Source organism: Pseudomonas brassicacearum, assembly GCF_003732175.1.
GTDB classification, from domain to species: domain Bacteria; phylum Pseudomonadota; class Gammaproteobacteria; order Pseudomonadales; family Pseudomonadaceae; genus Aquipseudomonas; species Aquipseudomonas brassicacearum_G.
The window spans coordinates 97315-108320 of the sequence record NZ_MOBI01000003.1 but is presented as its reverse complement, the minus strand read 5'-3'; the positions used below and the strand labels follow the sequence as shown (position 1 = coordinate 108320).

At 59.5% G+C, this 11006-nt stretch carries 11 protein-coding genes; 8 read left to right on the top strand and 3 right to left on the bottom strand.

Annotated elements, in window-relative coordinates; all coding sequences use genetic code 11:
- Positions 1-144: 144 nt before the first annotated feature.
- The 3 genes from BK658_RS02805 to BK658_RS02795 all read right to left on the bottom strand — a co-directional run bounded on the left by BK658_RS02805 (position 145) and on the right by BK658_RS02795 (position 3623).
- Complete coding sequence (locus BK658_RS02805) at positions 145-1461, bottom strand: MFS transporter (protein WP_123580960.1); 1317 nt, start codon at positions 1459-1461, stop codon at positions 145-147.
- A 71-nt stretch (positions 1462-1532) separates the two neighbouring features.
- Positions 1533-2798, bottom strand: a complete 1266-nt coding sequence (locus tag BK658_RS02800; RefSeq protein ID WP_123580959.1) for a transporter associated domain-containing protein — start codon at positions 2796-2798, stop codon at positions 1533-1535.
- Positions 2799-2810: 12 nt separating this feature from the next.
- Positions 2811-3623: a cytochrome C assembly family protein gene (locus BK658_RS02795; protein ID WP_123580958.1), complete on the bottom strand. Its 813-nt coding sequence runs from the start codon at positions 3621-3623 to the stop codon at positions 2811-2813.
- 208 nt (positions 3624-3831) lie between these two features.
- On the opposite strand from BK658_RS02795, the gene ffh reads away from it, so the two are divergent.
- The 8 genes from ffh (at position 3832) to BK658_RS02755 (ending at position 10966) form a co-directional block, all read left to right on the top strand.
- Positions 3832-5208 carry a signal recognition particle protein gene (gene ffh / locus BK658_RS02790; RefSeq protein ID WP_019692014.1) on the top strand — a complete coding sequence of 459 codons (1377 nt, stop codon included), beginning with the start codon at positions 3832-3834 and terminating at the stop codon, positions 5206-5208.
- A 249-nt stretch (positions 5209-5457) separates the two neighbouring features.
- Positions 5458-5709 carry a 30S ribosomal protein S16 gene (gene rpsP, locus BK658_RS02785; protein WP_003209587.1) on the top strand — a complete coding sequence of 84 codons (252 nt, stop codon included), beginning with the start codon at positions 5458-5460 and terminating at the stop codon, positions 5707-5709.
- Between the two features lie 5 nt (positions 5710-5714).
- Positions 5715-6254, top strand: a complete 540-nt coding sequence (rimM, locus tag BK658_RS02780; RefSeq protein ID WP_123580957.1) for a ribosome maturation factor RimM — start codon at positions 5715-5717, stop codon at positions 6252-6254.
- Between the two features lie 2 nt (positions 6255-6256).
- Entirely contained in the window at positions 6257-7009 is a 753-nt protein-coding gene (gene trmD / locus BK658_RS02775) for a tRNA (guanosine(37)-N1)-methyltransferase TrmD (protein ID WP_019692017.1), read from the top strand.
- Between the two features lie 45 nt (positions 7010-7054).
- Positions 7055-7405, top strand: a complete 351-nt coding sequence (gene rplS / locus BK658_RS02770; RefSeq protein ID WP_054593850.1) for a 50S ribosomal protein L19 — start codon at positions 7055-7057, stop codon at positions 7403-7405.
- 145 nt (positions 7406-7550) lie between these two features.
- On the top strand, positions 7551-8447 hold the full coding sequence (gene xerD / locus BK658_RS02765; protein WP_123580956.1) for a site-specific tyrosine recombinase XerD: 897 nt from the start codon (positions 7551-7553) through the stop codon (positions 8445-8447).
- A 346-nt stretch (positions 8448-8793) separates the two neighbouring features.
- Entirely contained in the window at positions 8794-9525 is a 732-nt protein-coding gene (locus BK658_RS02760; RefSeq protein ID WP_123580955.1) for a DsbC family protein, read from the top strand.
- Between the two features lie 136 nt (positions 9526-9661).
- Positions 9662-10966, top strand: coding sequence for a homoserine dehydrogenase (locus BK658_RS02755; RefSeq protein ID WP_123580954.1), 1305 nt, complete (start codon positions 9662-9664; stop codon positions 10964-10966).
- The last annotated feature ends 40 nt before the right edge of the window (positions 10967-11006 follow it).

Genomic DNA, 11006 nt, shown 5'->3' with positions numbered 1-11006 from the left:
GCCCAAGGCAGCCTTCAGCTATGAGAGAGTTTTACCGGACACTAGTGACGCTCTGCGTGGGAATGCAGCCAGTGACGCTCTGCGTCACAAAGCGGACGCAGAGCGTCCGGTGAGGCATTCCCACGCGGGAGCGTGGGAACGATCTTATGAGACCTGATTCAGGTCGTTATGCCGCGTCTCTTTCAGGCACAGCACCGCTATCAAGCTGATCACCGCTGCTGCTGACACATACCCGCCGACCCAACTCAATCCGCCCATCGCCACCAGCTTCTGCGCGAAGAACGGCGCAGCCGAAGCGCCAACAATGCCGCCCAGGTTGTAGGCCGCCGACGCGCCGGAATAGCGCACGCGGGTGGGGAACAGCTCTGGCAGCAGCGCGCCCATCGGGGCGAACGTCACGCCCATCAGAAACAGCTCGATGCACAGGAACAGCGCCACGCCCCAGGTCGTGCCGTGGGTCAGCAGCGGTTCCATGGTGAAGCCCGAGAGAATCGCCAGCACGCCACCGATGATCAGCACCGGTTTACGCCCGAAACGGTCACTGGCCCAGGCCGACAGTGGTGTGGCTGCGGCCATGAACAGCACGGCGAAGCACAGCAGGCCGAGAAAGGTTTCGCGGCTGTAACCCAGGGTCGAAACACCGTAACTCAGGGAAAACACCGTCGAGATATAAAACAGCGCGTAGCAGACCACCATCGCCGCCGCACCCAACAGCATCGGTGCCCAGTATTGGCTGAACAGCTCGACCAGCGGGATCTTCACCCGTTCCTGACGTGCCATCGCGTTGGCGAAGACCGGTGTTTCATGCAATTTCAGGCGCACATACAGGCCGACCATCACCAGCACGGCGCTGAGCAGGAACGGGATCCGCCAGCCCCAGGAGCGGAACTGCTCGTCGTTCAGGGTCATCGCCAGGGTCAGGAACAGCCCGTTCGCCGCGAGAAAACCGATAGAAGGGCCGAGTTGCGGGAACATGCCGAACCAGGCGCGTTTGCCCTTTGGTGCATTTTCAGTGGCGAGCAATGCTGCACCGCCCCATTCGCCGCCCAGCCCAAGGCCTTGGCCGAAGCGCAACACGCAAAGCAGGATCGGGGCCCAGGCGCCAATGCTCTGGTAACCCGGCAGCACGCCGATCAGCGTGGTGCACACGCCCATCAGCAGCAGGGACGCGACCAGGGTGGATTTGCGCCCGATTCGGTCGCCGAAGTGGCCGAACAGCGCCGAGCCCAAGGGACGGGCCAGGAATGCGATCCCGAAGGTCAGGAAGGCCGAGAGCATCTGGGCGGTGCCGGAGGTCTGCGGAAAGAACACCGGGCCGATCACCAGCGCGGCGGCGGTGGCGTAGACGTAGAAGTCGTAGAACTCGATGGCGGTGCCAATGAAACTGGCCGTCGCGACCCGCGTGGTGGAGTTCGTCGGTTGGGCAGGCACAGCGTTGCTGTAAGTGGTGCTGGTAGTCATGCGGTAATCCCTGACAGTCATGTGCTCCGATGGAGCGAATTATTATGGTCGAACACCCAGGGATGTGGGTTTTACAGCGGTTTTTCCGTTGAGCGCAGGCTTGTGGCCTCGCCAGCGGCTACGTGCCATATCAACACCCGGCTGACGCGGTTGTCTTCGGTTTCGAGGATTTCCAGGCGATAACGCCCGATTTTCAAACACACCGCGCTGTCGGGAATGGTTTCCAGCGCTTCGGTGACCAGCCCGTTGAGGGTTTTCGGGCCGTCGCTCGGCAGGTGCCAGCCAAGGCTCTTGTTCAGCTCGCGAATCGAGGCCGCGCCCTCGATCACCAACCGGCCGTCGGTCTGCGGGTGAATGTGCGGGTTGTCGAGGCTGTGCTGGCTTTCGAATTCGCCGACGATTTCTTCGAGAATGTCTTCCAGGGTGACGATACCTTCTACTTCGCCGTATTCGTCGACCACCATGCCCAGGCGGCGCTGCTGTTTGTGGAAGTTCAGCAGTTGCAGTTGCAGCGGGGTGCTTTCCGGGACGAAGTAAGGTTCGTGGCACGCCGCCAGCAAGGCTTCTTTGGTCAGGCTGGCGTCGGGCAGCAAATGACGGATCTGCCGGGTATTGAGCACCGCTTCGACCTGGTTGATATCACTGTGAAACACCGGCAGGCGCGTGCGTTTGTTAGCGCGCAGCTGTTCGATGATTTCCTCGATCGAATCGTCCAGATTGATCCCGTCGACTTCACTGCGCGGCACCAGAATGTCGTTGACGGTAATGTTGTCCAGCGCATGAATGCCCGACAGCGCGTGTGGTCGGCAGGCCGGGTGTTCGTGGTCGGTGTCGTTGTTTTGCAGGGCAGGTGGCTCGTCTTCGCTTTGCTGGACGACCTTGACCTTGCGTGCGAACGGCTTGAGCAGCAATTGGCTGATGCCGCCGAGTAGCCAGGCGACCGGGTAAATTATTTTCAGCGGCACGCTGAGCAGGGTGTTGCCCAGCGCCAGAATGGCGTCCGGATAACGGCTGGCGAGGGTGCGTGGCAGGTAATCGGCAAATATCAGTAGCGCAGCAGTGGCGCTGAGGCAGGCGAGCCATGGGCCTTTTTCAGCCCAGCCGAAAATCGCCAGTAGCGTGCTGATGACTACCACCAGCGCGCGGCACAGGGTATTGCAGAAGATCAGGCTGTTGAGCGGGAAGCCGAGTTTCGCGACCGGCTTGTCGCCGGAACGCGAGGCGGTGCGCTGGGTCAATAGATGCTGCTGCGCGGCTTCGATGGCGGTGAACAGCCCTGACCACAAGATCAGCAGGGCTAGCACGGCGAGCAGCGGCCCTATGGGCAGGTTATCCATAACGAATGCCCGTCAGATGTGCAGAATGAATTCGCGGACCAGCTTGCTGCCGAAATAGGCCAGCATCAGCAGGCAGAAACCGGCGAGGGTCCAGCGAATGGCCTTGTGGCCGCGCCAGCCAAGACGATTGCGGCCCCACAGCAACACGCTGAACACGATCCAGGCCAGGCATGCCAGCAGGGTTTTGTGCACCAGATGCTGGGCGAACAGGTTTTCGACGAACAGCCAGCCGGAGATCAGCGACAGCGACAGCAGGGTCCAGCCAGCCCAGAGGAAACCGAACAGCAGGCTTTCCATGGTTTGCAGCGGCGGGAAGTTCTTGATCAACCCGGACGGGTGCTTGTGCTTGAGCTGGTGGTCCTGGACCAACAGTAGCAAAGCCTGGAACACCGCGATGGTGAACATACCGTAGGCGAGGATCGACAGCAGGATATGCGCAAGAATCCCCGGCTCTTCGTCGATCACCTGAACAGTGCCCGAAGGCGCGAACTGCGCCAGCAGCACCGTGGTCATCCCCAGCGGGAACAGCAACACCAGCAGGTTTTCCACCGGGATCCGTGAACAGGCCAGCAGCGTCAGCGCGATGACGGCGGCGGCGATCAGGCTGGCGGCACTGAAAAAGTCCAGGCCCAGGCCAGTCGGCGTCATCAGGTGGGAGAGGAGACTCGCGCTGTGAGCCAGCACGGCAAGGATGCCGAGCGAGACCAGCAGGCGTTTGTTCGCCTTGGCGCCTTGGGCCAGACGAGTGCCTTGATAGAGAGTCGCAGCGGCGTATAAGCAGGCGGCGGCGAGGGTGCTGAGCAAACTGGGTGACAAAGGGAGCATAAATCCTGTTAGGCAAGCCCGAAAGAGGCTGAGTTTGGCATACAACCGACATGACACGAAAGACCACTCAACCAGACGGCGGGTGTGCGCCAGACGCAGTCTTCGCTATAATCCGCGACCTGCCCACGCCGCAGGCTCGCCGAGCACATGTTTTTCACGGTCTGGGCCGCCATTACCTCGGTCTCCATAGGGCCTGAAAGGATCGCGCATGTTTGAAAACTTAACCGACCGTCTCTCGCAGACGCTGCGCCATGTCACCGGCAAGGCCAAGCTGACCGAGGACAATATTAAAGACACCCTGCGCGAAGTGCGTATGGCGTTGCTCGAAGCCGACGTCGCCTTGCCGGTGGTCAAAGACTTCGTCAACTCGGTCAAGGAGCGCGCTGTCGGCACCGAGGTGTCGCGCAGCCTGACACCGGGCCAGGCTTTCGTGAAGATCGTCCAGGCCGAACTCGAAAGCCTGATGGGCGCGGCCAACGAAGATTTGAACCTGAGCGCCGTGCCGCCTGCCGTCATTTTGATGGCCGGTCTGCAAGGTGCCGGTAAAACCACCACCGCTGGCAAACTGGCGCGCTTCCTTAAAGAGCGCAAGAAGAAGTCGGTCATGGTGGTGTCGGCGGACGTTTACCGTCCGGCCGCGATCAAGCAGCTGGAAACCCTGGCCAACGACATCGGCGTGACGTTCTTCCCGTCCGACCTGAGCCAGAAGCCGGTCGACATCGCTGAAGCGGCTATTAAAGAAGCCAGACTGAAATTCATCGACGTGGTCATCGTCGATACCGCCGGTCGTCTGCACATCGACGAAGAGATGATGGGCGAGATCAAGGCCCTGCATGCGGCGATCAAACCGGTCGAAACGCTGTTCGTGGTCGACGCCATGACCGGCCAGGACGCCGCCATCACGGCCAAGGCCTTTGGCGACGCGCTGCCGCTGACCGGTGTGATCCTGACCAAGGTCGACGGTGACGCCCGTGGCGGTGCCGCGCTGTCGGTGCGTGCGATCACTGGCAAGCCGATCAAGTTCATCGGTATGGGCGAGAAGACCGAAGCCCTTGAGCCGTTCCACCCGGAGCGTATTGCGTCGCGCATCCTCGGCATGGGCGACGTGCTCAGCCTGATCGAGCAGGCCGAGGCGACCCTCGACAAAGACAAGGCCGACAAGCTGGCCAAAAAGCTGAAGAAAGGCAAAGGCTTCGACCTCGAAGACTTCCGCGATCAGCTGCAACAGATGAAGAACATGGGCGGCCTCGGCGGGCTCATGGACAAACTGCCAAACATCGGCGGGGTGAATCTGGCGCAAATGGGCAATGCCCAGGGTGCGGCAGAAAAACAATTCAAACAGATGGAAGCCATCATCAACTCGATGACCCCGGCCGAGCGCCGCGACCCTGAGCTGATCAGCGGTTCGCGCAAACGTCGGATCGCCATGGGTTCCGGCACCCAGGTGCAGGACATCGGTCGCTTGATCAAGCAGCACAAGCAGATGCAAAAGATGATGAAGAAGTTCTCCGCCAAAGGCGGAATGGCGAAAATGATGCGCGGCATGGGCGGTATGTTGCCCGGCGGCGGCATGCCCAAGATGTAAAGAATTCGCGTCGGCAGTCATGTCGGCGCGGCCCCACACGGACGTGGGACCCACAGCAAGCCCGCATTGGCGGGAGCTGACTCGCCGTTGTTCGCAACGGCCCTATAGCAAATCTGGATGGCACACTGACAGGTGCCGGAAAAAGACATTTGCAAAAGTCCGGATATTCCTTAGAATATGCGGCCTTTCGGGCACCTATGCCCGCTGTGCATTTAGATTTGCAGCACCGACTACAGGAACTATGTTCACATGCTAACAATCCGTCTTGCCCTTGGCGGCTCCAAAAAGCGCCCGTTTTACCACTTGACCGTGACCGACAGCCGCAACCCACGCGACGGTTCGCACAAAGAACAAGTTGGTTTCTTCAACCCGATCGCTCGTGGTCAAGAAGTCCGCCTGTCCGTGAACCAAGAGCGCGTAGCCTACTGGCTGAGCGTTGGTGCACAACCTTCTGAGCGCGTTGCTCAGTTGCTGAAGGACGCTTCTAAGGCTGCGGCCTGAGCGATATGAACGCGACGCCAGCAATCGCTGATGATTTGATCGTTATCGGCAAGATTTATTCTATTCATGGCGTTCGCGGCGAAGTAAAGGTCTTTTCCTTTACTGATCCGATTGGAAACCTGTTGGACTACAAAACCTGGACGCTCAAGCGCGAAGGCGATGTACGGCAGGTAGAGCTGGTCAGCGGCCGTGTACATAACGGCAAGTTTCTGGTCACAAAGCTCAAAGGTCTCGATGACCGCGAAGAAGCTCGTCTTCTGGCCGGTTTTGAAATCTGCGTGCCGCGTAACCTGTTTCCTGATCTGACCGACGGCGAGTACTACTGGTACCAGCTGGAAGGTCTGAAGGTCATCGACCACCTCGGGCAATTGCTCGGGAAGATCGATCACCTGCTGGAGACTGGCTCGAACGATGTCATGGTGGTCAAGCCTTGCGCTGGCAGCCTGGATGATCGCGAACGCCTGTTGCCCTATACGGAGCAATGCGTGTTGGCCGTCGACCTCGCAGCGGGCGAGATGAAGGTGGATTGGGACGCGGACTTCTAAGCGTGGCTAACTTGCGCGTCGAAGTGATCAGTTTGTTTCCCGAGATGTTTTCCGCCATCAGCGACTACGGCATCACCAGTCGTGCGGTGAAACAGGGGCTCTTGCAGCTGACCTGTTGGAATCCGCGAGACTACACAACGGATCGACATCACACTGTGGACGATCGCCCATTTGGCGGTGGTCCGGGCATGGTGATGAAGATCAAGCCCCTGGAAGATGCTCTGGTTCAGGCCAAGGCAGCAGCCGGGGAGGCGGCGAAGGTAATTTACCTGTCGCCCCAAGGCCGTCAACTGACTCAGTCGGCGGTACGCGAGTTGGCGAATGAGGAAGCATTAATCCTGATTGCCGGCCGCTATGAAGGCATTGACGAGCGTTTTATTGACGCTCATGTCGATGAAGAGTGGTCGATTGGCGACTATGTACTGTCTGGCGGCGAGCTGCCGGCGATGGTCCTGATCGATGCGGTTACACGACTGCTGCCTGGAGCTTTAGGGCATGCGGACTCCGCGGAGGAAGATTCCTTTACGGATGGTTTGCTGGATTGCCCGCACTACACCCGACCTGAGGTGTATGCGGATCAGCGTGTTCCCGACGTGTTGCTGAGTGGCAATCACGCGCATATCCGGCGTTGGCGTTTACAGCAGTCCCTTGGTAGGACCTTTGAACGACGCGCCGATCTTCTGGAAAGCCGCTCGCTTTCTGGAGAAGAGAAGAAGCTGCTCGAGGAATACATCCGCGAGCGGGACGATAGTTAACAACGTATCGATGGTAGATCCGACGATTTACCTTAGGAGCACAGCATGACTAACAAAATCATCCTTGCACTCGAAGCAGAGCAGATGACCAAAGAGATCCCTACCTTTGCCCCGGGCGACACCATTGTCGTTCAGGTGAAAGTGAAGGAAGGCGACCGTTCGCGTCTGCAAGCGTTCGAAGGCGTAGTAATCGCCAAGCGTAACCGTGGTGTGAACAGTGCTTTCACTGTTCGTAAAATCTCCAACGGTGTTGGCGTAGAGCGTACTTTCCAGACCTACAGCCCGCAAATCGACAGCATGGCTGTCAAACGTCGCGGTGACGTACGTAAAGCCAAGCTGTACTACCTGCGTGATCTGTCGGGTAAAGCAGCTCGCATCAAGGAAAAACTGGTTTAAGTCCAGCTTCCGATGCAGAAAAAAGCAGCCTACGGGCTGCTTTTTTGTTGCCCGTGATTTATCCCTCTCCCTGAAACCGCAATGGTTCCGCGAACGGTCGTGCTATGAAAGACTGTTCGTTGTTATCTGTCTTGCTTGAGCCTTTATGCCTGCCATTGATCACCCACTGATAGACCAGTTTCTCGACGCCCTGTGGTTGGAGAAAGGCCTGTCCGATAACACCCGTGACGCCTATCGCAGCGACCTGACCCTGTTCAACGGCTGGTTGCAGGAGAAGGGCCAGGAACTGCTCAATGCCGGGCGCGAGCTGATCCTCGATCATCTGGCCTGGCGCCTCGAGCAAAACTACAAGCCCCGGTCTACTGCGCGGTTTCTCTCGGGTGTGCGTGGGTTCTATCGCTATTTGCTGCGTGAAAAGCTGATTGCTGTCGACCCGACATTGCGCGTCGACATGCCGCAACTCGGCCGGCCATTGCCCAAGTCGTTGTCGGAAGCCGATGTAGAAGCCTTGCTCGCCGCACCGGACCTGAGCGAAGCAATCGGCCAGCGCGATCGCGCCATGCTCGAAGTGCTGTATGCCTGCGGCTTGCGGGTTACCGAGCTGATCAGCCTGACGCTGGAGCAGATCAATCTGCGTCAGGGCGTACTTCGCGTCATGGGCAAGGGCAGCAAGGAACGACTGGTGCCGATGGGCGAGGAGGCGATTGTCTGGGTCGAGCGCTACTTGCGTGATGCGCGTAGCGAGTTGCTGGGCGGGCGGCCCAGCGATGTGCTGTTTCCGAGCCTGCGTGGCGAGCAGATGACCCGCCAGACCTTCTGGCATCGCATCAAGCATCAGGCCAAAGTCGCCGGGATCGGCAAGTCCCTGTCGCCGCATACCTTGCGCCACGCCTTCGCCACCCATCTGCTCAACCATGGCGCCGATTTGCGGGTGGTGCAGATGTTGCTCGGCCATAGCGACCTCTCGACCACCCAGATCTACACCCATGTCGCGCGTGCTCGCTTGCAGGACCTGCACGCCAAGCACCATCCACGCGGTTAGGAGCGCCGGTGGTCAAGGGCGCCTTTTGTGGCGAGGGGGCTTGCCCCCGTTGGGTCGCGAAGCGGCCCCAAAACTGAGTGCCACGGTTCTTCAGACAAACCGCGGCAGCCGGTTTACGACTGCTGCGCAGCCGAACGGGGGCAAGCCCCCTCGCCACAAGGATTCCAGACTTCAAAATGGGAAAACCTCATCACAGTTGAGCTTTGCATATAGTCATACATCAGCCACAGTCGGCCACGCGGGCCTTATGTGGTAGGCTTTGCGGGTTTGCACGATGGGCGGTTGTGACCCGGTGTTTCAGTACCGGCGTTCTAGCCGACCCATTTGCCCGCCTTCAGGAGTCCCCATGCGTCTGACCCAGATTTTCGCCGCCGCAGCCATTGCGTTGGTCAGCACCTTTGCCATCGCCGATGATGCGGCTGATAAAGCCATTCGTAAAAGCCTGGAAACCCTCCAGCTCGACACCCCGATCGAGTCCATCAGTGCCAGTCCGCTGGCCGGTCTCTACGAAGTCAAACTCAAGGGCAGCCGCGTGCTGTACGCGAGCGCCGACGGCCAGTACATCGTTCAGGGCTATGTGTTCCAGCTCAAGGACGGCAAACCGGTCAACCTGACCGAGAAGGCCGAGCGTCTGGGTATCTCCAAACTGATCAATGGTATTCCGGTTGCTGAAACCGTGGTTTACCCGGCGATTGGCGAAACCAAGACCCACATTACCGTGTTCACCGACACCACCTGCCCGTACTGCCATAAATTGCACGCCGAAGTGCCTGCATTGAACAAAATGGGCATCGAAGTGCGTTATGTTGCTTTCCCGCGCCAGGGCCTCGGCTCGCCGGGTGATGAGCAACTGCAAGCCGTGTGGTGCTCCGCTGACAAAAAAGCGGCGATGGACAAAATGGTCGATGGCAAGGAAATCAAGGCTGCCAAGTGCGCCAACCCGGTTTCCAAGCAATTCGCCCTGGGTCAGTCGATCGGCGTGAACGGTACACCGGCCATCGTTTTGGCCGATGGCCAGGTGATTCCGGGCTACCAGCCAGCACCACAAGTCGCCAAACTGGCACTGGGTGCGAAATAATCCTGCGTCGTCACGGTAAGCCTTTGACGATCATGGAGCGGCGGCAGCAGTCGACGTTCCATTAATAGAGAGCCGCACGCTGTGCGGCTGTTTTCCACGGCCGACCTTGAGTCGGCCGTTTTATGGGGAGTTCACAGTGAAACCGGTCAAAGTAGGCATCTGTGGGTTAGGGACCGTCGGTGGCGGTACCTTCAACGTACTTCAGCGCAACGCCGAGGAAATTGCTCGTCGTGCCGGGCGTGGAATCGAAGTGGCACAAATTGCCATGCGCACGCCAAAGCCTCAGTTCCAGACGACCGGTATTGCGATTACCAACGATGTCTTCGAAGTGGCCACGAACCCTGAGATCGACATCGTTATAGAGCTGATGGGCGGCTATACCGTTGCCCGCGAGCTGGTACTCAAAGCCATCGAGAATGGCAAGCATGTGGTCACCGCGAACAAGGCACTGATCGCCGTTCACGGTAATGAAATTTTCGCCAAGGCCCGCGAGAAAGGCGTGATCGTGGCGTTCGAGGCAGCGGTAGCCGGTGGCATTCCGGTGATCAAGGCGATTCGCGAAGGCCTGTCGGCCAACCGAATCAACTGGGTCGCCGGGATCATCAACGGCACCGGCAACTTCATCCTCACCGAAATGCGTGAGAAGGGCCGGACTTTCGAAGATGTGCTCGCCGAGGCGCAAGCGCTGGGTTACGCAGAAGCCGATCCGACGTTCGACGTTGAAGGCATCGATGCGGCGCACAAGCTGACGATCCTGGCGTCCATCGCGTTCGGTATCCCGCTGCAATTCGACAAGGCCTACACCGAAGGCATCACCAAACTGACCACCGCTGACGTGAACTACGCCGAAGCGCTGGGCTATCGCATCAAGCACCTGGGCGTGGCGCGCAGCACCGCTGCCGGCATCGAACTGCGTGTGCACCCGACGCTGATCCCGGCCGATCGCCTGATCGCCAACGTCAACGGCGTGATGAACGCGGTGATGGTCAACGGCGACGCTGCCGGTTCGACCCTGTTCTACGGTGCTGGCGCCGGTATGGAACCGACTGCTTCGTCGGTCATCGCCGACCTGGTGGATGTGGTTCGCGCCATGACTTGCGACCCGGAAAACCGCGTCCCGCACCTGGCTTTCCAGCCGGATTCGCTGTCGGCCCACCCGATCCTGCCGATCGAAGCCTGCGAAAGCGCCTACTACCTGCGCATCCAGGCCAAGGATCATCCGGGCGTGCTGGCTCAGGTTGCGAGCATTCTGTCGGAGCGCGGTATCAACATCGAATCGATCATGCAAAAGGAAGTCGAAGAACACGACGGCCTGGTGCCGATGATCCTGCTGACCCACCGTGTGCAGGAGCAGCACATGAACGACGCGATCGCCGCCCTCGAAGCGCTGGCGGACGTGGTTGGTCCGGTGGTGCGGATCCGTGTCGAGCACCTGAACTAAGTCGTTATTGTTCACCGGGCTCGTGCGCGAGCCCGGGTTT